Source organism: Arthrobacter humicola (assembly GCF_022803015.1).
Classification (GTDB): Bacteria; Actinomycetota; Actinomycetes; order Actinomycetales; family Micrococcaceae; genus Arthrobacter; species Arthrobacter humicola_A.
Genome location: NZ_JAFKON010000005.1, coordinates 271,636 through 295,079, shown reverse-complemented (window position 1 = coordinate 295,079; position 23,444 = coordinate 271,636). Strand labels below are relative to the sequence as shown.

The window sequence follows — 23,444 nt, the reverse complement described above, 5'->3', positions numbered from 1 at the left end:
GGTTTAAAACATGGGGTGGTCGTGGACCGGGTCCTCGGGAACCGTCTGAAGCACGTCCCAATGCTCAACAATCCGCCCGTTTTCAAAGCGGTAAATGTCTGCGACGGCGGCGTCGGGACGCCCGGGACCTGAAGCGCGTACATGCACCAACGCCAGGTCACCGTCCACCAGGATGCGCTGAACCTCGAACCGGGAGTCTGGCGATCCGTCGAACTTCGGCGTCAGCATACTTACTGCCGCCTCCGGCCCGTCAGGAATGGCCGGGTTGTGCTGCCGGTAGTCGCCGGCCACAAGGAAGTCGAAGGCTTCACGCACCCGTTTTTGGGTGTAGAAGATCTCCACGAAGCGCTCGAACGCTGCGCGGTTGTCAACCATCGCGGGTCAGCCCTTCAGGCCGCCGGAGAAGCCCTGGATGAACCGTTTCTGCGCGAACAGGAACAGCGCCAGGATGGGAATCATGGAAACGATCACTATCGCGAAGATCGAGTTCCACTGGGAAACCAGGGAGCCGATGTAGTAGTACATGGCCACCGGCAGCGTCTGGTTGGCGGAGCCGCCCAGGAAGATCAGCGACGTGAAGAAGTCGTTCCACACGATGAGCCCGGCGAAGATGGTGACCGTTCCCGTGGCTGGGGCCATCATGGGGAACACCACCTTGGAGAAAATCTGGGATTTGCTGGCGCCGTCGATGGTGGCCGCTTCTTCGTAGTCCGTGCCGAGGCCGCGGAAGAAGTTTGCGTAGAGGAAGATCGACAACGGCAGGAGCATGCCCGTGTAGAGGATGATCAGGCCCCAAGCGGATCCGGTGAGTCCAAGGGCCCGTGCACCCATGTAGAGAGGGACGGCGCCGAGCTGGCCGGGGAGGATGATGGCGATCAGGAAGAGGTAATACGCGCCCTTGCTCCAGCGTCGGGTGCTGCGGGTGATGACATATCCGGTGATGGAGCCGAGTGCGATCAGCCCCACGATGCTGCCTGCGGTGATGATGGCGCTGTTGACCAGGCCCATCACCACGTTGGAGTTGCCGGTGGCAGTGAGGACGTCGATAAAGTTGCTGAAGTCGGGGTTTGTTGGCGGAGCCAGGGCCGAGGTGGTGAACAACTCGCTGTCCGGCTTCAGGGCAGTTGTCACCAGGAAGTAGAACGGCGCGAGGAACACCAGGGCGAGCGCCCATAGGCCGACTTCGCGGAGCAGGGTGAGTTTGGTGTAGCGGAACATGGCTTAGTCCTCAGGGTTCGAACGCGTCAGCCGCTGCTGGAGAACGGCGAAGATCAGGATGATGGCGGCGAGCACCAGGGCCAGGGCGGCACCGCCCCCGAAGTTCCCGAGCGCAAAGGCCTGCTTGTAAACCAGCGTGGCCAGCGTTTCCGTCGCTCCGGCCGGTCCGCCGCCGGTGAGCGCCATGATGGGATCGAAGACGCGCAGCCCCTGGACGATTCCCAGCGTGGTGGCGATGGCGACGGCGGGGCGGATGGCGGGCAGGGTAACGTTGCGGAACCGCTGCCACAGATTGGCACCGTCAATGGCCGCCGCCTCCTCCACTTCCACGGGGACACCGGCCAGGCCGGCCATAAAAATCACCATGGCAAAGCCGGTGGAAGACCAGACCAGCACCACAAGCACGGTCCAGATGGCCCACTGCGGGTCGGCCAGCCACGGCTTGGCCTGGTCGCCGGCGCCTATTGCCGTAAGGAAGGCATTGAGCGGACCGTCGAAGTCGAAGATGTATTTCCAGATGTAGGCCGTGGCCAGCGGGCTGAGCACCACCGGCATGAAGAAGAGGGTCCGGAGGATGTAGCGCGTCTTGACGACGCGGTTCAGGCCCAGCGCAATAACCAACCCGGCGATGTTGCCCAGGAGAACCGAGCCAAAGGCCAGAAAGAGGGTATTGGAGAGGGCTCCGAGTTTCGTGGGGTCCTTGAAGATGGCCTCAAAGTTTGTCCAGCCCGTGATTTTGAACGAGCCGATGCCCGTCCAGTTGGTAAAGGCGAAGAATCCGCCGATTCCAGTTGCCACGTAGTGGATGGCAAACACCAGGGCGATCCCGGGCAGCGCCCACCACCAGTGTCCGAACTGCATGGGCCCGCGCCGGGGACGGGTGTTCTCACCCGCCCCCGGCGTCCGCTTGCCTCGCCGGGGTGCTTCAGCTGCTTCGCTTTTCGGTTGCATCGTCGCAGTCATTGGTATTCCTTGCTTGTCCCTTTGAGTCGTCGGAACGTTGATGGTCAAGAACTGCTACTGATCCCAGGCCGCGTCCATGGCCTGCAGGACCTGGTCAGGGCTCTTCTGGCCGGTGATGATGCCCTGGACCCCCGTGGCCAGTGCGTCGTAGACGGCGGAATTCGGCCACTGGATGTTGGGCAGGGGGCCGTATTTGCCGTCCTTCATCAGGCCGCCGACGTTCTTATAGGCGCCGCCGTCGAAATCGTACTTGTCGAGTCCGCTGACCGGCAGGGCACCGTCGATTTCTGCGAATGCCTTGGTCTGCTCAGGCTGGGCGGCCCAGTCGAGGAAGGCCTTGGCAGCGTCCTTGTTCTTGGAGGCCGCGTTGATGGAGAAGGCGTAGTTTGCGCTGGCAAATACGTAGCTATTACCTGAGCCCTGTTCCGCCGGGAACGGCCGAACGGCGAACTGGGAGCCCCCAGCGGCGGACTGCAGCTGCTTCCAGCTTGGAGCCGGGATGAAGCCGCTCACGGACGTTCCGCTGGCAAGCCCCTTGGTGATGGCATCGAAGCCGCCGCCGGCAGCACCCTTCTGGAAGCAGCCCGCGTCCTTCAAGGTATTAACTGCTTCGAGGGCTGACTTCCAACCGTCCGAGCCCGCGAAGGTGGCTTCCTTCGCAGCGCGCTTATCGTTCCATTTCGGGTCTTCCGCGTAGACGCGCGAGGCTGCCAGGGACATCGCCATCAGCCCTGTGTTGGGAGGGGCTGATCCGGCAAGGGCAAAGAGGGATTTACCGGAGGACTCCAGAGCCTTGCACTGCTGCTGGAGGGAGGAAAAGTCGGCAGGGAAGCCACCGGCTGCAGTTGCAGCCGTCTCATTACTCACCAAGGCAGAGATCGTAATTTCCGTGGCCTGGCCGTACACCTTGCCGTCGGTTCCAAAGGTGCTGGCGCTTCCCTCGGGGAGCAGTTGCTTCGCGGCATCGTCAAGCGGTTCAAGGAAACCTGCCTGGACGAGCGGCAGGATGCTGCGGCCGGTGCCGGAGCCGGGTGAGGTCACTACGACGTCTGAGGCGTTTCCGGCCTGGAGCTGTGTGCGCAGGGTCTGGTCGTAGGAGTCGTTCGGCTGAGGATTGAAGGTGATTTTCACGTTCGGGTGTGACTTCATGTAATTTTCTGCCAACACCTGGAAGGGGCTCTCGATGGTGTTGGATGTCGCGAAGGACAGTGAAAATTCCTGGGAACCACCCGAAGAGGAGCTGCTGCCGGTGGAGGCCGAGCAACCGGTAAGAATGAGTGCTGCGACGGTGGGGACGGCGAGGGCGCCGACCTTCAGGCCTGAATAGCGACGGTGCTGTGTCATGTCCAGCCTTTCTGACTTCATTGTCCAAAATCCGGGTGTCGTGACCCCGGTCACTCACAAGTATGCAGGAGATGTGCCTAAAAGACACATAAGTCTTTGCTATGACGGACATAAGTTTAACGGGGGTCCGCGGAAGGTCCATCCAGATCCCTGATGGCTTCGCCTACGTTATTGATCCCGCTGATAAACTCCCTTGAAACGGTTCCACTTCCAAAGGATCGCTGCGCCGTGACGAAACATGTCCTGCTTTCCCGTCTCGACCTCAACCTGCTGATCTCGCTGGATGCCCTCATTACCGAGCGAAGCGTTACCAGGGCGGCCGAGCGGCTCCACCTCAGCCAGCCGGCGCTCAGCGCCTCGCTCGCCCGGCTCCGATCCCACTTCGGTGACCCGATCCTGGCCCGCCGCGGCAATGCTTACGAGCTCACCCCCTTCGCCCTCCGGCTCGCGGAGCACACCACCACCGCACTGGAGGCCGCACGCCGCGTCTTCGAAAGCCAGGCCACCTGGGAGCCCACAGAATCCGAGCGCGAGTTCTCCATCTACGGCTCGGATTACGGCTTCACGACCATTGGCCGGGTTGTTTCCGAGCTTGCAGCCGAGCGCGCCCCAGCTGTCCGGTTCCGGTTTATGCTCCACAATCCGATGGTGGTGGAGGATGCAGCCAACCGCCTTCGGTCGGTGGACGGCATGGTGATTCCCCACGGATTCCTCACCGGGCTGCCCTACCTGGACCTGTGGAGGGACGGGTGGGTGGCCGTGGTCTCCACGTCCAATGAAGCCGTCGGCGAGCAAATCACCATGGAAAACATCGCTGAACTTCCCTGGGTGATGACCTATCAGACGCGCTCAGCCTCAACCTCGGCGGAACGGCAGATCCAGCAGCTGGGCGTTGAGCCCCGCGTGGACGTGGTTGTTGAAAGTTTCCAGTCCTTGCCGCACTTTGTGGTTGGGACCAACCGGATCGCGCTCATCCAGGCGGCCCTGGTGCCGTTCGCCCTGCGCGTGGGCGGGATTCGGATCCTGCCGCTGCCCTTCGATGCCACGCCGCTGGTTAATGCCTTGTGGTGGCACCCCGTGCACAACCGCGACTCCGAGCATGAGTGGATGCGGGGCCTCTTCAAAGAGGCTGCCGACATCGTGGCAGCCGCCGCAACCAAGGAAGCCCCTTAAACGCCTCGATGCCCGGCCGGCTAAACGGACGGGCATCGAGGCTATGGGACGTCGGTCTTTCAGGTCAGGCTGATGCCAGGGCCGTCCGCATGCTCTTGCGGATAAGGTCATGCTGCTTCCGCACCAGCAGCAGCGGATCCACCTCACCGAGCTCGGCGAAGGCATGACCTTCCCATTCGCTGGACCAGTAACCGCGGTAGCCGCCTTCGACGAATACGCGGACCAGTTCCGGATAGTCGATGGCCGGCTCGTTGCCCTGCTCATCAATGTCGTAGAACTTCGCGTGGACGTGCATGATTTGCGGCATGATGTCAGCCCACTCCTTCGGGCTGACGTGGCCGTGCATGTTGAACGCCAGGTGGGCGAAGGATCCAAGCCGGGCAGGATCGAAGTCACGTCCCCGCAGGTACGCAATGAACTCCTCCTGCCGCACCCGTATCGGTGCCTCAGTGCCCCAGATAGCCTGCAGCCTTTCCACAGCGTCATCGTCCAGCCCGGCACGGCGAACCGCGCGCAGGAGCGTGGGAGACATGCTGTGCATGGTGGAGGAGAAGTCAGCCACGAAGCCCAGCAGCGGTGAATCAAGCTCGGCGTAGACGTCGCGGACCTTCATGATCTCGGGCGAGTTGGGTCCCAGCGGTGCATGGATCTCGTAGGCAAGTTTGAGTTCGAGGTCCTCGGCGAGCGGCAGCAGCCGGCGAAGCAGCTCCGGCTTCGCGCTCTGGATGCGGACGAGCGGGAAACCGAGCTTCTTGGCGCCGTGGAAGAGTGTCTGCGTGAACTCGTACTCCTCGTCCGGGGTCATGTCGCGGTCACGGCGGCGTCCCATGTCCAGATTGGCGCCGAAGGAGCTGGCGGTGAAGCCGTGCTTGTCGAAGGCGCGCTGCCACGAGCGCACGAAGTCGTCAGTCACGTTGGGATAGGTAGGCAGGACCTGCGATGCCACAATTTCGATCCCGGGGCCGATGCCGAGCTCGGCCACGCGGTTCAGCAGACCGTCGAAGTCGTACCAGCCGGCCCGGAATTCGGCGCTTGCCGAGTACAGGGTGAGCCCCAGCGAGAACGGATCATCCTCCGCTTTCGGTGGGGGCGGCGTGACCGCCGTCGTCAGTTCCGGTGCCCCCGCAGCCCTGTCCGTGACGGTCAGCTCCATCGTCTGGTTCACGAAGTTGGGAACGTACATGCCGGGACCGCCGTCCTGGCCGGGAGCAATCTGCATGTACGGCAGGCGCAGCTCACCGATGAGCCGGACGGTGTGCTGCTCGCCCAGGGCAACAGGGGTCTCCGTTGTGGCGATAAGCAAGGGATGTTCCTGGAGGTACCAGAGAGTTTCGCTTTGAGCGGGCAGGTCCGGGAGCGCATAGCGGACACCACCCAGTTCCAGGGACAGGTTCCCGGCGGGGATATCCTGGCCGTCGACGGTGAGCCGCAGGCTGGAGACCGAGGAGAGCCACAGACTCCGGTACCACGGCAGGGTCAAGGCCAGCGCGAGACCGTCGGGATGGGTGCGGAGGCTTGCATCGTCAAGAAGTCCGTTTGGCATTGTTGCTCTCTTTACTGGGAAATGGGATGGGTCAGGTAAGTTCGCCGGTGATGCGGCGGATCAGGGCGTGTTGGCGCCGCACTTGCTCAATGGCACGCCATGGCGTGCGTTCGCCTTCGTATTCACTGGAGAGATAACCGGTGTAGCCGGAGTCCTTGAGGGCCTTGAGCACGGGCAGCCAGGGAATCTGCTGGTCTTCCAGCTGCTCGTTGATGTCGTGGAACTTCGCCTGGACGAACACCACATACTGGGCGATATCGGCGAAGTCGGCGGGGTCGACGCCGATGCCGTCGAGGAAGGCGGGCCGGGTCTCGCGGGTCTCACCTGCGCGCAGCGGAATGGGCCGGTCCTGGAAGATTCCGGTGTCGATGAGCAGGCCGAAGTTCTTGGTTCCGGTCCGTTCGATGAGGCCGATGTAGTCCTCGACGACGGGGTGCCTGATGGGCGTCGGCGAATGAATCTCCGGGCAGATGATGATCCCCAGCTCGTGGGCCAGATCAAGCGAGCGTTCCACGGACTCGGTCCAGATGGGGGCTGGGACCAGATCGCTGGACACCACGCCGATCTTGGGGCGCACGAAGCCGAAACCCAATTGGTTGGCAAGCCGCAGGTCCCGCTGCAGGGCCTCCGCACCCTCGGCGACCGTCATGGTGCGGCCCGAATGAAGACGGGTGTCTATCCAGGAACCGTAGTTCGTCGGCTCCAGCGAATACTTCTCCAGCAGGCCGAACCAGTTATCGATCCAGGCCGGGGACGGTTCCGGATAGTTGGGAACGTGGCCCTCGCCGAGGATCTCGACGCCGGTGGCGCCCACGTCAGCGACGGCGGCCAGCGCCGTCTCAAGGTCCATCACCGTGCCGTAATCGCCCATAAAGCTGTAGAGGGAAACGCCGTAGCGGAAGGTACCTTCGCCGCCTTCCGGCGCGAGCGTCACCTTGCGGCTGGTCCGGTGAGTGGTGGGCTGGTGCTCGACTGGTATGTAGGACATCCGCAGCCGCAGCTCTATGGAGAGCTCGTGGACGCCCTGCGGCAGGCCGCCGTCGAGGGGAACGGTGACCACTGCCGCTTCCTCAAGGGGCCAGCGCACGCCATCACTTTCCCAGAGCTGCTGCAGGGTGTAGGTCCGCCCGCCGAAGGTCCACAGCGGAACGTCAGGTCCGACGTCGACGATGCCGCCAACGCGAACGGCGATGCCATCGATGAGGGACGCGGCCATGCCCCGGTAGGAAGGCATCCGGACCCGGAACTGAAAGCCGGTTACACGTCCGCCGTCCGTTACGTTGCGGAAGCCGACGGACTGGATGAGGTCTCTTTCGAGAAGCATCATTGCTCACTCTCTCTAGGTGCAGAATCCAGAGTAGCAATCATTCCGTCGCTTTTGAACCTAAGTGAGCGCCTAACCGGCAAAACATGCCAGGGGCTCGCCGGGCTGGCCGCTTCGAGGGCCTCAGCTCCTTTCGGCCCGTTCCGCGAGGACGCCGATGGCCAGAGAGAAGCGGCCAGGTAACGGAGAAAGTGCCAGACGGAGCCAGATGGCGTCCGAGTACGCATCGAACCGGACTGGACTGACGCGCAGTTCCTCGGCCACGGCCAGCACCTGCGTGTGAGCGGTCAGATATCGCGCGGGCGTCATGCGGTTATTTCGTAGATGAAGCTCCAGATGGACGTCCAAGCCGGCCAGATCCCGGGCGGCCTCGTGCCGGGCCGTACTGTCGAAGTCCAGCAGTCCGGGCGGGATGTCGCCGTCAGGAACGATGATTTGCTTGTCGTAGAGGTCTCCGTGGGCCCATACCACCGGATCCGGTGCCGTCCGTATCAGGTTCATGGCCACGTGCTCTACAGCGGCGCGCAAGACAGCGCGCTGAGACGACAACTCGGGGACGTTTTCATTGTGCTGCAACCAGTCGTCCACCCGTCGACACACCTTCGCGGCTTCCCACTCTGCTGAACGGAGCGGAAGGCTGTCGAGAACGCCTCGTGCTGCTGGGCCATGGGAGCCGTTCAGTTCCGCGACCCAGGCGCGCGACCATTTCTCCCATGCCCTGGCGAACGCTTCATCGCAGACGGCCGCTTCCACCCGGCCCAGCTCGTTCAGAGTCGGTCCCGGCATGGCGCTGAAAACGATGACGTCCGATTGGGAACTCTGACGAAGGATTCTGGGCGTTGTGAAGTTGCCGGCGTCCAGCAGGACGTCCATTTGCGCGCAGCGCTCGGCCGGTACGACGGCGCCCCCGGGTCCGAAGATCTTTATATAGCGGCCCTCCGCCCGGACGACAGCCTGGTGGTACGGCCAATACGAAATCAATTCCCCCTGCTGCGCTTCCCCCCGTAAGGCGGGAAGTCCCGGATCGTCCAAAGGGATTAGTTCGAACTGCCCGCGACGCAAATAAGCTCCCCGGACGCCGGGCACTCCCGGCGTCCGGACCTCCAGTACAAATTCTCCTGGTGTCTTCTCTGGCCACGCCCGCTGAACCAGCCAGGATGTGCCGGTATCGTCGTCGGCAGACGCCGGAATGGCGGAGGGCCAATCCATGGAATCAATTCCATGTACCGGCGGAGATACCAGCGAGTGGTGCGACGCAGTAGGGTGACGCGTTCCAGGCGTCCCGTGCCCATTAACAATAGACAGCCATGCTCCGTCCACCATTCCCCCCGTTCCCCATACGCAGGCTCTTCCGGCGCAGGCCGTTCGTGTGTCCAGCGTGAACTTCAACAATGAGGCAGGGATGAAACGGTCATGAAGAAACTTTCATCAAGGCCTTCTTCCCCGTCCATTCGGCGTCATGCGTCGCATGATCGCCGTAGCAAGCAGACCCGACGAACTCGTCCGGTGAGTCGAGATTGACCCGGACCGTGATGGGCATGGGGACAGTGGCCTGAATCGCGCTGGTCCTGGCCGGTCCGGCCTTTCAGGGTCACGGCGGAGGGTCGCGGCTCAGGGTCACGGCGGAGGCAGGGGGGCAGGCCAATAGCCGGAACATCCTTCGAACCCTTAATTGGACGGGGAGGGAAAGTGGAGCGCCGATCCTACGCCGCGATGAACAGCGCCCAGTCAGGAAAGGGATCCACGGGTAATGGCGGCCCGGTCTCTCCGGGTCCGACGGTCTCTCCGGGTCCGACGGCGCCGGCAAGTACGTCCGGCCAGCCGGGCGGTTCCAACTCCCGGCCTTCACCCGCGTGGCCGAGGTGCTGCGGCCAGTGTGGTGGTTCCCAGTCTTGTTGTTCGCTTGGATAGGAGCGTCCCGCAGGTGAGATCCAGCCGGGTGGCTGGTCCCGGGTCGCGTCAACCGGCCTCCATGCTGTGGTGTGTCTGAGCCGGTGGTGCCGCCGGCATGGCTGGCCCAGGTTGGTGACGCCGGTGCCGCCTCCCTCGGACCAAGCCAACAGATGATCCGCTTCGTTATCCAGGGAATGGTTGTTGCAGCCCGGAAAAGGGCACCGGCCGTCCCGAAGCCGCAACCATTGGCGCATCGCCTTCGGAACCCGGTAGCTGGTCCGTCCGATCTCCAGCGGCGCTCCGTTGCGCGGATCGGTCAGCACACGCAGGAACGATCCGGCGCCATCCCCTACAAGCCGGCGGGCCATGCTCGGCGGAACGGGACCATACCCGTCCAGCGTGGCCGGTTCCGACTCGGTGCCCAAAAGAGACAGCACCGGCACGGTCACCAGGACCTGCGCCTTGGGTGACGGAGTTCCTTCCGCCACCCCCGCCAGCAGCCAGTCGGCGGCGACGTCCGCACGGAGCTGGGTCAGGGTCCGGGATTCATTCGGCTCCTGCAGGGCACGGGCCGCTTCCGTGGCACGGGACCATGCAGCCACCGCCACATCCGCAGTCAGATAGGCCGAGAGCCAGGCCATGCCGTCCCGGTCCGGCACATATTCCAGCCGACGGTCCTCCACACCCTTGCGGTGGCGGGCTTCGATGCTTACGGGATGGTGCAGCTCACGCCATCTGCGCGCCTTGGCCCGGAACCTGCCCGGCGCCAGCTCCCCCGCGGGGCAGCCACGCGCGGCAAAGGGAGCTTCGGGGTCCAGGAAATGCGCCTCCAAAGCAGCCGCCGCGGCGAGGTCCAGACCGGACGTTTCATCACACATCACCCGCGCGTGTTGCCATGAAATGCTCCCTGCTTGCAGCGCAGACAGCGTCAGGGGCAACTTAGTGGTCAGGGTGGCCGACTCTGCCAGGAGCGCCGCCGCCGATCTTTCACTCACGGTCAGGACACAGGCCACCTCTGCTGTCACGGCCATTTCCTGGGCGGTGCGCTCCTGCGGGGAAACGGCTGGGCCCGCCATGGCGACGGCAGCGCGGGCATATCCGGCGGCGAAGTGCACTTTCAGGGCGGCCAGCCTGGCTTCCATGCTGGCGACCTCAGCCATACCGTCCAGGCACGCGTCCGCTTCGTCCCGAACAGGGTCGGCGCCAGTCGAGGCCGCGTTCCCGGCTCCGCGACCGGCAAATGCAGACAACCTGGCAAGGGAGGCCTCCATGGCCTCCAACGTCTCCGCAGCTGCTTTGCCTTCCACACTCCCAGCATATGAGGCGCCACTGACATTTAACGCTGGCGTCAGAGTTGCAGGCGAAGCCCGTCATCCAGGATCTGCCTGATCCCAAACTTTCCTACGGCGAACATCCGCGGATTATCGTCGGAGTTGCTCAGCATGGCGGTGGACAGGATGAGGGCCCAACCGCGGGCCCTCATCCTGGTGTCTCCATCTACTGCGGAGCCGAAGGCGCCCATGAAGCGGTGGCGGGTGCCGGCGTCGAACATCAGCCACCCCACCGCAAGATCGACAGCCGGGTCCCCTGCCCCGACGTCGCCGAAATCGATGACGCCGGCCAGGGAGCCGTTGTCCGCCAGCAGGATGTTGCCAGGGTGGAGGTCCCCGTGGAGCATCATCGCCGGACCATCCCAGGCTTTGGCGGCGCAGGCCTGCGCCCACACTGCTCTCAGCGCTGCCGCCTGGGGGTAGCGTTCGCGGTCCCCGAGCCGTTCCACCAGCACAGCGTCACGGTCCGTCAGCGGCACGCCTCGGAAAGGGTTGACCGGGACTCCCGTTTCGGCGGGCACGTGAAGGGACAGCAGGAAATCCGCCAGGCCCTTAGCCGCCGGCCCGCGGCCTGCCGGCCCGACGTCGGCCGCAGCGGCTCCGGGGACCCACCGCACGATGCTCCACGGCCATGGAAAGTCCGACGTCGGCCTGCCGGCATGGACGGGGACAGGAACGGCAACCGGGGAGCGGCGAGCAATGTCGGGAAGGTAGCGCTGCTCATGCAGTATCAGCGGAACGGCCTCCGCCCTGCGGGGCAGCCGGACGGCCAGATCGTCACCGAGCCGGAAGGTCGCGTTGTCCCAGCCGTTCGCAACCCGCGCTATCCGACAGTCGCCAAGGTCGGGCCGCTGGTCCCGGACGAGGCGCTGGACAACGCTGTCACTCACGTCCACCGTGGCTGGCGGCATTCGAGCCATTCAGAAATCCGCCTTCCTTGCGCCTGTTATGCAGTCCGGTCCATTCCCTTGTCCGCATATAGTTCAAGACCCCCAAGAGCGGACGGGGCGCGGAACGAGGACATGGAATCGGACGACGGCGGGATGTCCCGCCGTCTTCCTGGGACGGCATGAAGCTGCGTGAAACTCATCCCAGCCTGGACCACCGGATTCTCAGCGGTCAGCCCGCGCCCTGTTCCTCGCGGGCCACCTCCTCCAGAATCCTGGCTGTCGGCGCTGCCATCATCAGCTGCCCGATCACCTCGGGTTTGTTCCACACCTGGCTGCGCAGCTTTTCCATAAAGACCGTCGCGGCGTCCTTGGTGTCGAAGTCAAGGAGCACGGCCACGCTGTCCTGGTCCTCGGTACCCCGAACAAGCGAACAGACCGGGGGCCCGAGGCTGCGCGGGCTGCGGGTCGAAGACTTTCTTGAAAGCCTCGTTTTCCCGGACCAGATAGCTAATCTGCAGGGTGAACATCGTCGTCCCTTTCCCTCGGGCGGCGCCAAGCTAAACGTCGGACCGCTGAAACGGCGGCATTCGCACATACGATCAGAATGAGCGGACTGCTTGGGGCGATGACTGAGTCCCGCTAACCGCGGCGCTGGCTGCTTCGCCGTTCCTGCGCACGACGCCGCACGCCCGGCCAAATTCCCTTGCCAATCGTTACGATAATCGACGTTACCTCAAGCTGGCGCGTGGGATGAGCTGCAAAGACCTCCCTCCAGCCCCGTTCCAGAGCCAGGCGGCCGGATCGCCCCGCCGGCTCGCGGGCGCGATCACGGTGCGGTTATCTGCAGCCACTCCAGGCTGACGCGTTACAAGTCGGCCGTTCATACGCTCCTTGACACCCCAACCCAATGCGGGATATGTTCTATCTCACATCCACTAACGCGCGTTAGTAACGCGCATCAGTAGGTGCGGCTAGACTCTCATCCAATATTCACCCCTATTACTAGACATCGGACGGTCAATGGAGACGAACCCACGGCAGGCCAAAGTGACGATGCAGGATGTCGCGAACCATGTCGGAGTTTCCCGGACGACTGTTTCCTTTGTCCTTAATGGTGGAACGGGGAACGGAATTCCAGAAGAAACCCGTGACCGCGTCCACCAGGCTGTGAGCGAACTGGGCTACCGCCCGAATGCGGGAGCCCGCGCGTTGGCTTCCAAGCAGACCAAGCTCTACGGGCTGATCACGGAAATCGTGATCGCTCCTTATGCCGCCAACATTGTCCGCGGCGCCGAGGAACAGGCCGCGCGGGAGGGTAAGACGCTTCTTATAGCCAGCACCGACGGCAGCAGTGACGCCGACCGGCGGGCCATCGAGACGATGCTCGAGCACCGTGTCGAGGGTCTGATCTACGCCACAAGCTGGCATAGGGGTGTGCGGTTGCCTGCTGTTGCGGAGGAGGTGCCGACGGTCTTGGTTCACTGCTTTGACGAAGCAACAAAACTGCATTCCGTCATTCCGGATGAGGCTCAGGGTGGCTATGTTGCCACGATGAGGCTTATCGGGGCCGGACATGACCGGATAGGGCTCATCAACCTTGATCCCGTCATTCCGGCCGCCATCGGCCGCCGGGCTGGTTATGTCCGAGCACTTGAACAGGCAGGCATCGGCCTGGATGAGAGCTTGGTGATCAACGAAGACGGCGAGGCAGACCAGGGCTACCGCGCGGCAGTCGCCCTCCTGGATGGCAGCCGGCCACCTACCGCGATCTTTTGCGCCACTGACCGCATGGCCATGGGCGCTTACGACGCCATCAAAGAACGAGGGCTCCGTATTGGTGACGATATCTCCGTGGTTGGCTTCGACAACCAGGAAGTCATCGCCAACTATTTGCGGCCCAGCCTGACGACAGTTGCACTGCCGTTCCAGCAAATGGGGGCAACCGGCGTCGCGATGCTGGCCAAACTGGCAGCGAACCGTGATCTGGCCCCGCTCCAACGCATTGTCGAGTGCCCTCTGGTGGAGCGTACATCTGTGCGCCTGCCGGTCGCGGCGTCCTGACTTCCATTCCCCGCTAACCTCCCCACTCCATTTCACTGACGAAACGAGCTCCCTCATGCCCAAAATCCACCCCAAAAGGTCACTGACCGTTGTTGCGGCCACACTGGCGATCGGCGCCCTGGCCCTCACCGGCTGCGGCGCCGGAAACACATCTGGAAGCACAGCAAAGGGTGGGAGCGCCTCCAACGGGCTCCTGACAATCCCCCGGGAAGACACCGCAACGTTCACCAGCAACTTCAATCCGTTCTCCCCGAACGCACTGCCGATGACGCAGCAGTCGGTCTTCGAACCCCTGCTGATCGTCAACCCTGTCAAGGGGGAACCGGTCCCCTGGCTCGGGGCTTCGTGGAAAGCAGACGAAGACGGCAAGGGCGTGACCTTCACGCTCCGCGACGGCGTTAAGTGGTCAGACGGACAGCCACTGACCGCCGACGACGTCGTGTACACCTTTGACCTCCAGAAGAAGATCCAGGGAGGACTCGACTATCTGGCCAAAGTCTCGGCCGTAGATGCCCACACAGTGCGCTTCGATTTCAACAAGGCCTACTCCCCCGGACTTTACGAAGTCGGCCAGCAGGTCATCGCCCCTAAGCATGTCTGGTCCAAGATCGCGGACCCGGCAAAAGCCACCAACGACAACCCGGTGGGCACCGGCCCCTACACACAGGTCTCCCATTTCCAGACACAGTCATTTGAACTGGATAAGAACCCCAACTACTGGCAGCCGGAAAAGCAGCAGCTCACCGGCATCAGAATGCTGGCCTTCGCCGGCAACTCCGGGGCCAACCTCGCCCTGCAGAACGGCGACGTGGACTGGAGCGACCAGTTCATCCCCAACATCCAGAAAACCTATATCGACAAGGATCCGGCACACCGCCACTTCTGGTACCCCACCACCGGTGGCACGATCAACTGGCAGCTGAACACCACGAAGGCTCCCTTTAACGATCCGGTCGTCCGCAAAGCACTCAGCATGGCCGTGGACCGCGACCAGGTCGACAGCCTGGGCATGTCAGGCTACACGCATCCGGCCGACTGCACCGGCCTCAGCGACACCTACGCCAGCTGGCGCGACCAGGGCATCGTTGAGAATTGCGACTGGACCAAGCTGAATGTCGACAAAGCCAACCAGATGCTCGATGACGCCGGCTACAAGAAGGGAACTGACGGCATTCGCACCCTCAAGGACGGCAAACCGTTCCAGTTTAAGTTCTCTGTAGGATCGGCATCTTCGGACTGGCTTTCCGTCGGCCAGATCATCTCTAAAAACATGGAAAAACTTGGCGTGAAAGTCGAGGTCAACTCCCCGGACTGGTCCCAGGTCGTGTCCGGCTACACTGACGGATCCTTCGACAGCGGCATCGTCTGGAGCAACGCCGGCGCGACGCCGTACGAATTCTACCGCGGCGTAATGTCACAGAAGGTCGTTGTGCCGGTCGGTGCAAAGGCCAATGAAAACTACCACCGCTTTGGCGACGCGGAAGCGACCGCGACCCTGGACAAGTTGGCGGCAACGGCAGAGCCGGCAGCGCAGAAGACCCTCGTCAATTCCCTGGAGGCACGCTTCAATGACGTAGCCCCGGTGATCCCGCTGTTCTCCGGCCCGGCGTGGGGCGCCTACACCGATCAGCGATTCACGGGCTGGCCGAGCAACGACAACCCGTATGCCACTCTCTCGGCACGCTCCGCCACCACAGTGCTGGTCCTGACCTCACTCAAGCCTGCGCAGTAGCCATCTGGTGGCTGTTCGGGGCAACCGGCCCCGGACAGCCACCATGGCCGCCGCACACACGGCACCTGCACCGTTACCACCTGCCGGACCCGGACCGATCCCCGGGCGGCGCAACAATCATCAAGAAAGAAGCGGAATCATGGTATTCCTCCTCCGCCGCCTGGGGTTCTACATCATCGCCTTCTGGGCCTGCATCACCTTGAATTTCTTCCTCCCCAGGCTGATGCCCGGGGACCCTGTCAGCCGAATGTTTTCCCAAGTGCAGTCTCAGATGCGCCCGGACCAGGTGGATGCGCTCCGGCGGCTCTTCGGCCTGGACGACCGGCCCCTGTGGGAGCAGTACCTCGCCTACATCGGCAACATCTTCCGCGGGGACATGGGCATCTCGCTCTCCCGGTTCCCTTCCCCCGTTTCGGAGGTGATCGCATCACAAATCGGGTGGACCCTCCTGCTGGGCGGCACCTCCCTGGTTATTGCCGTCATTCTGGGCAATTTCCTCGGCATTCTGGCAGCGTGGCGTCGCGGAAAGTTCCTGGATTCGGTCTTTCCCCCGTTGCTGATCTTTGTCGGATCATTTCCCTATTTTTGGCTGGCCATGGCCGCTCTATATCTGTTCGGGATAACCCTGGGCTGGCTGCCCCTGAGCCATGCCTTCTCCACAGGCCTCAGCCCCTCGTTCTCCCTCGAATACATCAGCGACGTAGCCACTCACCTCATCCTTCCGGCCCTGACCATCGTCCTGGTCTCCATCGGCGGCTGGATGCTGGGGATGCGCAACACGATGATCGCCACCACCGCTGAGGACTACATCACGATGGCCCGGGCCAAGGGACTCCGTCCGGCACGGATCATGTTCCAGTACGCGGCCCGCAACGCCATGCTGCCCTCCGTGACGTCGTTCGGCATGTCCCTTGGATTCGTCGTCGGCGGCGCTCTCCTCACCGAAACCGTATTCGCGTACCCGGGCATCGGCTACCAGCTTCTGACCTCCGTCCAGGCGCTGGACTACCCGCTGACCCAAGGCATCTTCCTCACCATTACCGCCGCCGTGCTGGCAGCTAACTTCCTGGTCGACATCATTTACGTACGGCTGGACCCCCGGGTCCGGGTCAGCTAGAAACAGGTCCCCCATGTCACTTACAGACTCAACACCCGCCACAATCACCGCGGCCGGCAACCCCACCGTTCAGATACCTGAACCTCCTTCCCCCGGACGCCTGGTTCATGGAGGATTCGTCCACGGCATCCTCACGAACAAGAAGGCCCTCTTCGGACTGGCCATCCTGGTGCTATTTGCCCTCCTGGCGCTGCTGGCCCCTCTCCTGGCACCGGGGAACCCCTCCGACTTCGGCCCCGAAGCATCCCTGGCACCATCCGCGGACCACCTGCTCGGAACCACTTCCAAAGGCCAGGACGTGCTCGCCCTCACCCTGTGGGGATCGCGAAGCTCATTGGCCGTCGGATTCACCGTAGGTCTGGCGGCGACCTTCATCGGCTGCCTCGTCGGCATAGCCTCCGCGTACTTCGGCAAAGCCATCGACGAACTGCTCTCGCTGCTGACCAACATATTCCTGCTCATCCCCGGGCTTCCGCTCCTCGTGGTTCTCGCCGCATTCCTGCCGCCGGGGCCCGTCACCGTCGTCATCGTCCTGATCATCACGGGCTGGGCAGGCAGCGCCCGGGTCCTCCGCTCCCAGGCCCTGTCCCTGCGCAGCAAGGACTTCGTCGCTTCGGCCGTCGTGACCGGCGAGAAAGCATGGCGCATCATGTTCCGGGAGATCCTGCCCAACATGGCCTCCATCGTGATGAGCACCCTGCTGGGCTGCGTCATCTACGGCATCGGCGCCCAGGCAGGCCTGGAGTTCCTGGGGCTCGGCGACACGGGGTCCGTCAGCTGGGGAACCAACCTCTATTGGGCAAACAACGACGGCGCGCTCATGACCGGCGACTGGTGGGTGCTCCTGCCCTCCGGCGGCGCCATCGCCGTCGTCGCATTTGCCTTGGCCATGATCAACTACGCCGTTGATGAAATCACCAACCCTCGCCTGCGCGTGGAAAAGAAAGGCTGACAGATGGAAACCCTGACTGAACTGGAACGGGGAAACATCGGTCCTGCCGCCGCCGGCCCCGTGCTGAGCGTGAAGAACCTGCAGGTCCAATACACGGCGGAAAGCGGAAACGTCACCGCCGTGGATGGTGTCAGCTTCGACATCGGCGCCGGAGAAGTGTTCGGCCTCGCCGGTGAATCAGGCTGCGGCAAGTCGACCATCGCAAACGCGATCATGCGGCTCCTGCAGACCCCGGCAAAAATCACAGGGGGCTCCATCGAGCTCGCCGGAAGGAATCTCCTGGACCTGGGCGAGGAAGAACTGCGACGTACCCGCTGGCGCGACGTGGCCATGGTCTTCCAAAGCGCGATGAACTCCCTGAACCCCGTCATGACCATCGGAGATCAGATCGTCGATGTCTTCACCACGCACGAAAAAATGTCCAAGCAAGCCGCCCGCGAACGCGCCGTGGAGCTGCTGAAACTTGTCGACATCAGCCCGGACCGCCTCAAGTCCTACCCGCACCAGCTCTCCGGCGGAATGCGTCAGCGGGCAGTGATCGCGATAGCGCTGGCGCTTAAACCCTCTCTCCTCATCATGGACGAACCCACCACTGCCCTGGACGTGGTCGTCCAGCAGGAAATCATGCACCAGATCAAAGAACTTCAGCAGCAGCTGGGTTTTTCCATTCTGTTCATCACCCACGACATCTCACTCATGGTCGAACTCTCCCACCGCATGGCTGTGATGTATGCAGGAAAGCTGGTCGAGGTCGCTCCCTCCAAGACGATGCTGGACAACCCGCTTCACCCTTACACGAACGCACTGATGGGAGCGTTCCCTCCGCTGACCGGACCGAGAGTGGAGCTGATTGGTATCCCGGACGCCCCGCCGAACATGGCCCATCCCCCCACCGGGTGCCGCTTCCACCCCCGGTGCCCGCTTGCTATCGACTCCTGCCGCACCATCGAACCCCCGCTCCTTCCAGGAGCCGAAAACCACGAGGCAGCCTGTCTGCTCGTACCCGGATATGTCGTCCCCCGCGAAAGGTCACGCCGATGAGCCCCGCATACAGCACCTCATCCCTCCCAGGAGCGGCGACCGCGCCCCTGGTTCAGGTACGCAACCTGAGCAAGGACTATCAGCTTGGAAGTTTCCCGTTCCGTTCGACCGTACGTGCGGTCAACGACGTCTCCTTCGACATCAACCGCGGCGAGATTGTGGCACTCGTCGGGGAATCCGGCAGCGGAAAGAGCACCATCGCCCGGATCCTCGCCCGCCTCGAGCAGCCCACAGGCGGCCAGCTCATCCTCGACGGACAAGACATATTTGCCACCGAACGCCGCCGGGCGTCAATGAGATACCGCAGCAAGGTCCAGATGGTCTTCCAGGACCCCTTCGGATCCCTCAACCCGGCACACCGCATCGAGCACTTCCTGACGCGTCCCCTGCAGCTTCACGGAGAAAACGACAGCCCGCGTGCCCTCAAACTCAAGCTGTGTGAACTAATGGCAACAGTCGGTCTGGGCGAGCAGATGCTGGACCGATACCCCCATCAGCTGTCCGGCGGACAGCGGCAGCGCGTCGCCATCGCCAGAGCCCTGGCCGTGGAACCGGAAATCATACTGGCCGACGAACCCACCTCGATGCTCGACGTCTCGGTCCGCATCGGAATTCTCAATCTGATGCGCAAACTCCGTGATGAACGGGGCGTGTCCATGCTTTACATCACCCACGACCTCGCCTCCGCACGCTACATCGCGGACACAACCATGGTGATGTGCGCCGGGGACCTGGTCGAGGGTGGCGAGAGCATCGAGCTGATGGCCGCCCCTCATCACCCGTACACACAGTTGCTGCTCTCCGCCGTACCCGACGCCCGCAGAACCCAGACCGTCCGCCCACCGAAGAGGGACGCCACAGGGCGGAACGCTCCCCGGGGCACCGGCGAACGGATCGCCCTGAGCAAATCCCATTGGGCGCTCAAAGTACCGGACCCTGCCCACTGACGGCCCCAAATCCGCCGTCCGAGAGGCCGCTTTCCCCGCGGAATCAGACCCGCACAGCTCCATTGGCTGTCGAAAACCCAGAAAGAATCCATGATGAACCCCCCTGCCACACTGTCCGTCCTACCCGAGGTGATCGTTGTCGGCGAAGCACTTATCGATGTGGTCCACACGGGGAACGGCGCCACCGAGCACCCGGGGGGCTCCCCCGCCAACGTGGCCTACGGACTCGCCCGTCTCGATGTTTCAACCGGGTTCCTGACCTCAATCGGTACCGATAGCCGGGGAGTTGCCATCAGCAGCCATCTCAGCGGCGCAGGCGTCTATATCCTTCCGGGCTGCCAGTCCACGGCCTCTACATCGACCGCCACGGCAACACTGGCCGCCGACGGGTCCGCAACCTACACTTTCGACCTCGCCTGGGACCTCCCACCGGTTGCCCCGGCGTACCTCCCCACGCTCCTGCACACCGGGTCGATCGCCAGCTTCCTCGCCCCGGGGGCCTCAGGGGTGAAATCCCTCCTGCAGGACTGCGCAGGAACCAGCACCGTCACCTATGACCCGAACATCCGACCCGAACTGCTCGGCAGCCACCACGAAGCCAGAACCATCTTCGAAGAGCTCGTTCCCCTCACGGACGTCGTGAAACTCAGCGACGAGGACGCAGCATGGCTGTATCCGCGCAATTCGCCGGAGGAGGCTGCCCGCCACATACGCGGACTGGGCACGGACCTGGTCGTGGTCACCCGCGGATCAGAAGGATCCTTCCTGCTCACCGCAGACACAGAAATCAGTGTCCCCTCCGTGGAAACCGTTGTCGCGGACACCATCGGGGCAGGAGATGCCTACATGGCGGCCCTCATTCTGGGGCTGCTGACCCGAGGAGGCGAGGGCCTGGCTCCGCCCGTTCTTGAAAAGATCGCCCGCATGGCATCCATGGCAGCCGCCATAACTGTCGGCCGTCCAGGGGCGGACCTGCCCTCCTTGGCTGAAATGCAAGCCCTGGTCAGCTGACCACCACTTTCCGTCTTCAACACCGCGGCCAATCTGACGATCACCGTCAGATCCTGGCCCTTTCCTTGCCCCATTCCGAACCTGAAACGAGTGCACCTCCCATGACGGCCGTGACCACCACACACCCGGAAGCCTTCCGGCCCGCCCTGCATTACACAGCCCGAAACACCTGGCTCAATGATCCCAACGGACTGATCTACCATCAGGGCCTCTACCACCTCTACTACCAAAACAACCCGTTTGGAGACACCTGGGGAAACATGTCCTGGGGCCACGCGACGTCGGAGAACCTCACCGACTGGACCGAACAGCCTGTCGCGATTGCCTGCGACGAGCGGGAGGACATCTTCTCCGGCAGCATCGTATTCGACAGCCAAAACAGCAGCGGACTCGGCACCGAATTGGCGCCACCGCTGGTGGCCATTTACACCAGCGCCTACAAGGCGCCTTCTCCGCTGCACGGCGTCCAGGCGCAATCACTGGCCTACAGTCTGGACGGCGGCTTCACCTGGAAAAAATACGCTGGCAATCCCGTACTCAGCCGCAACTCGGCCAACTTCCGTGACCCCAAGGTTTTCCGCTACGACGGCGGGGCCGGCTCCTACTGGGTAATGGCGGCCGTCGAAGCCCACGACTACAAAGTAGTCCTCTACAAGTCCGAAGACCTGAAAACGTGGGAACACCTCAGTGATTTCGGCCCCGCCAACGCCACCGGCGGAATCTGGGAGTGCCCGGACCTGTTCGCTTTGCCGGTGGACGGCAATCCACTGGAGCTGAAGTGGGTTCTGACGGTGAATCTGAACCCCGGCGGCCCGAACGGCGGTTCAGCCGGGCAATACTTCACAGGAGACTTCGATGGCGTCCAATTCATCTCCGACTCCACCATCACCAGCGGGGAGCAGGACCCCGACCGCCTACAGGAGTACAACTGGCTGGACTGGGGACGGGACTATTATGCCGCCGTCTCCTTCAGCGACGCCCCCGACGGCAGGCGGATCATGGTCGGCTGGATGAACAACTGGGACTACGCCAATCAGATCCCGACTTCACCCTGGCGGAGCCCCATGTCTCTGCCCCGGGAACTCTCCCTGGCCACCGTTGGCGGCCGCACCAGACTAATCCAGAACGTCGTCGAGGAAGCCGTATGCCCCAATCAGGCGCCGGCAGTTCAGGACGGCCCCATCCATCTGGCAGAGGAAACGCGCCCGCTCCCAGCCGCCACGGGCACGGTTCAGCTCATCGAAGCCGAGTTCACGCCTGGGACGGCCGAAGAATTCGGCCTCATCGTTCGAGGGAGCGGCACGGAAGGAACCCGAATCAGCATCAACCCCGCCCAGGGCCGACTCATCCTCGACCGGACCGCCTCCGGCGACACCGGCTTCCACGATGGATTCGCCTCCGTCGATACCGCCCCCATCAGCGCCCGGGACGGCCGATACGGCCTGAAGATCTACGTCGACCACTGCTCCGTTGAGGTCTTCGCCCAACACGGCGAACTCGTGCTTACGGACCTGATCTTCCCGGACGAAACAAGCACCCGAGTCTCCATTTACGCCCGCGGCGGCTCGGCCACAGTCGAGAGCCTGAGGATCACGCCCCTGGTATAGGCCGGCATCCCACACGACGCAGCCGCACGCCGGAATACGGTCTTAGCAACAAGATATGGAAGGCACCCCAGCATGGAATACCGCAAACTTGGTTCATCCGGGATGTACATCAGCGAACTGGCCTACGGAACTGGGTCACCCACGGTGAGCAGATCGACCAGGACGAGGCCACGGCCTGCGTCCGGGAGGCGCTGGACCTGGGCATTACCACGTTCGACACCGCCGATGCCTACGCCGGCACCCGCGCGGAACACACCCTCGGTGAAGCGCTAGCCGGTGTGCGGCGCGAAAACGTCGAGATCTTCACCAAGGTCTACTTCCCCACCGGCGAGGGCCGGAACGACCGCGGGCTGTCGCGCAAGCACATCATGGAATCCATCAACGGCTCCCTGAAGCGGCTGCAGACCGACTACGTGGACCTCTACCAGGCCCATCGCTATGACTACGAGACGCCGCTGGAAGAGACGATGCAGGCCTTCGCCGACGTCGTCAGGCAAGGAAAAGCCCTGTATATCGGCGTCTCCGAATGGACTGTGGACGAAATCCGCGCCGGCGCCGCCCTCGCCCGGGAACTGGGCATCCACCTGATCTCCAACCAGCCCCAGTACTCCCTGCTCTGGCGGGTCATCGAAAAGAAAGTCGTCCCCACCTGCGAGGAGCTGGGCCTGGGACAGATCTGCTGGTCACCCATGGCCCAAGGCGTCCTGACCGGAAAATACGTTCCCGGCCAAGAGGCCCCGGCAGCATCCCGCTTCACAGGCGAGAACGGCAAGATCAAGTCAGACAACCGCTACCTGACCGAAGACATCCTCAGCCGCATCCAGCAGCTCAAACCGCTCGCCGCTGACGCCGGCCTTTCCATGCCCGCACTCGCCGTCGCCTGGGTACTGCAAAACCCCAACGTCTCAGCAGCCATCGTCGGAGCCTCACGCCCGGACCAGCTCAAAGACACCGCAACCGCAGCCGGAGTGAAACTGGCCCCCGCCCTGCTGGCACAGGTCGACGAAGTCTTGGACCCGGTCATTGAACGTGACCCCGCAAAAGTGGAGTCATTCCCGGCCCGCCCATGACATCGCGGGTAGCTGTGACGGACGAGCACATCGGTTACGGCAAACACGATGTGTCAGCCCGCGCCGGGAAAATCCGGCAACCGCGACCGCTCCAAAACCGTGATGACTGATATCGGGCCGGGCGAGATCCCAATTGTCGCTGAGTCCGAAAGGCTCTCACGGCCGGGAAATCGCGGCGCACTTCGCTGAGGTGTTCGGCCCAGGCCATCAAAGGACACTATTTAGCG

19 protein-coding genes and 1 pseudogene are annotated in these 23,444 nt (G+C 63.2%); 10 read left to right on the top strand and 10 right to left on the bottom strand.

Annotated features, from left to right (window positions below; all coding sequences use genetic code 11):
• Positions 1-3: 3 nt before the first annotated feature.
• The 4 genes from ARTB_RS12560 to ARTB_RS12545 are packed head-to-tail and all read right to left on the bottom strand — an operon-like array spanning position 4 to position 3,525.
• Positions 4-375 carry a nuclear transport factor 2 family protein gene (locus tag ARTB_RS12560; RefSeq protein ID WP_243180784.1) on the bottom strand — a complete coding sequence of 124 codons (372 nt, stop codon included), beginning with the start codon at positions 373-375 and terminating at the stop codon, positions 4-6.
• Between the two features lie 6 nt (positions 376-381).
• Positions 382-1,218: a carbohydrate ABC transporter permease gene (locus tag ARTB_RS12555; protein ID WP_243180782.1), complete on the bottom strand. Its 837-nt coding sequence runs from the start codon at positions 1,216-1,218 to the stop codon at positions 382-384.
• 3 nt (positions 1,219-1,221) lie between these two features.
• A complete protein-coding gene (locus ARTB_RS12550) occupies positions 1,222-2,181 on the bottom strand; it encodes a carbohydrate ABC transporter permease (RefSeq protein ID WP_439954124.1) in 960 nt (319 codons plus the stop codon).
• A 54-nt stretch (positions 2,182-2,235) separates the two neighbouring features.
• Positions 2,236-3,525, bottom strand: a complete 1,290-nt coding sequence (locus tag ARTB_RS12545) for an ABC transporter substrate-binding protein (protein WP_028275822.1) — start codon at positions 3,523-3,525, stop codon at positions 2,236-2,238.
• Positions 3,526-3,753: 228 nt separating this feature from the next.
• Between ARTB_RS12545 and ARTB_RS12540 the strand changes: the two genes are divergently transcribed.
• Positions 3,754-4,698 carry a LysR family transcriptional regulator gene (locus ARTB_RS12540; protein WP_243180778.1) on the top strand — a complete coding sequence of 315 codons (945 nt, stop codon included), beginning with the start codon at positions 3,754-3,756 and terminating at the stop codon, positions 4,696-4,698.
• Positions 4,699-4,762: 64 nt separating this feature from the next.
• Here ARTB_RS12540 and ARTB_RS12535 read toward each other — a convergent pair whose 3' ends face one another.
• The 6 genes from ARTB_RS12535 to ARTB_RS12510 all read right to left on the bottom strand — a co-directional run bounded on the left by ARTB_RS12535 (position 4,763) and on the right by ARTB_RS12510 (position 12,076).
• Positions 4,763-6,241, bottom strand: a complete 1,479-nt coding sequence (locus ARTB_RS12535) for a sugar phosphate isomerase/epimerase family protein (RefSeq protein ID WP_243180777.1) — start codon at positions 6,239-6,241, stop codon at positions 4,763-4,765.
• A 31-nt stretch (positions 6,242-6,272) separates the two neighbouring features.
• Complete coding sequence (locus ARTB_RS12530) at positions 6,273-7,565, bottom strand: C-glycoside deglycosidase beta subunit domain-containing protein (protein WP_243180914.1); 1,293 nt, start codon at positions 7,563-7,565, stop codon at positions 6,273-6,275.
• Between the two features lie 123 nt (positions 7,566-7,688).
• Positions 7,689-8,774 (bottom strand): hypothetical protein, encoded by a 1,086-nt coding sequence (locus ARTB_RS12525; protein ID WP_243180768.1) that lies wholly within the window; start codon positions 8,772-8,774, stop codon positions 7,689-7,691.
• 494 nt (positions 8,775-9,268) lie between these two features.
• A complete protein-coding gene (locus ARTB_RS12520) occupies positions 9,269-10,729 on the bottom strand; it encodes an HNH endonuclease signature motif containing protein (protein ID WP_243180913.1) in 1,461 nt (486 codons plus the stop codon).
• A gap of 77 nt (positions 10,730-10,806) precedes the next feature.
• Positions 10,807-11,679, bottom strand: coding sequence for an aminoglycoside phosphotransferase family protein (locus ARTB_RS12515; RefSeq protein WP_243180766.1), 873 nt, complete (start codon positions 11,677-11,679; stop codon positions 10,807-10,809).
• Between the two features lie 229 nt (positions 11,680-11,908).
• On the bottom strand, positions 11,909-12,076 hold the full coding sequence (locus ARTB_RS12510) for a hypothetical protein (RefSeq protein WP_243180764.1): 168 nt from the start codon (positions 12,074-12,076) through the stop codon (positions 11,909-11,911).
• Between the two features lie 623 nt (positions 12,077-12,699).
• Here ARTB_RS12510 and ARTB_RS12505 point away from each other — a divergent pair.
• From ARTB_RS12505 to ARTB_RS12465, 9 genes and pseudogenes are all read left to right on the top strand, one after another.
• Positions 12,700-13,740, top strand: coding sequence for a LacI family DNA-binding transcriptional regulator (locus tag ARTB_RS12505; protein ID WP_243180757.1), 1,041 nt, complete (start codon positions 12,700-12,702; stop codon positions 13,738-13,740).
• Between the two features lie 55 nt (positions 13,741-13,795).
• On the top strand, positions 13,796-15,472 hold the full coding sequence (locus ARTB_RS12500; protein ID WP_243180755.1) for an ABC transporter substrate-binding protein: 1,677 nt from the start codon (positions 13,796-13,798) through the stop codon (positions 15,470-15,472).
• Positions 15,473-15,611: 139 nt separating this feature from the next.
• Positions 15,612-16,589: an ABC transporter permease gene (locus tag ARTB_RS12495; protein WP_243180747.1), complete on the top strand. Its 978-nt coding sequence runs from the start codon at positions 15,612-15,614 to the stop codon at positions 16,587-16,589.
• A 13-nt stretch (positions 16,590-16,602) separates the two neighbouring features.
• A complete protein-coding gene (locus ARTB_RS12490) occupies positions 16,603-17,541 on the top strand; it encodes an ABC transporter permease (RefSeq protein WP_243180740.1) in 939 nt (312 codons plus the stop codon).
• Positions 17,542-17,544: 3 nt separating this feature from the next.
• Positions 17,545-18,582 carry an ABC transporter ATP-binding protein gene (locus ARTB_RS12485; RefSeq protein WP_243180738.1) on the top strand — a complete coding sequence of 346 codons (1,038 nt, stop codon included), beginning with the start codon at positions 17,545-17,547 and terminating at the stop codon, positions 18,580-18,582.
• The gene (locus ARTB_RS12480; RefSeq protein WP_243180737.1) at positions 18,579-19,529 is read left to right on the top strand and encodes an ATP-binding cassette domain-containing protein; all 951 of its coding nucleotides are present in this window, start codon (positions 18,579-18,581) and stop codon (positions 19,527-19,529) included. The genes ARTB_RS12485 and ARTB_RS12480 overlap by 4 nt, the downstream gene beginning before the upstream one ends.
• A gap of 90 nt (positions 19,530-19,619) precedes the next feature.
• Positions 19,620-20,540, top strand: a complete 921-nt coding sequence (locus ARTB_RS12475) for a carbohydrate kinase family protein (protein WP_439954123.1) — start codon at positions 19,620-19,622, stop codon at positions 20,538-20,540.
• A 101-nt stretch (positions 20,541-20,641) separates the two neighbouring features.
• Complete coding sequence (locus ARTB_RS12470; RefSeq protein ID WP_243180735.1) at positions 20,642-22,147, top strand: glycoside hydrolase family 32 protein; 1,506 nt, start codon at positions 20,642-20,644, stop codon at positions 22,145-22,147.
• Between the two features lie 72 nt (positions 22,148-22,219).
• Positions 22,220-23,217, top strand: a pseudogene (locus tag ARTB_RS12465) (aldo/keto reductase family protein).
• Positions 23,218-23,444 lie beyond the last annotated feature (227 nt).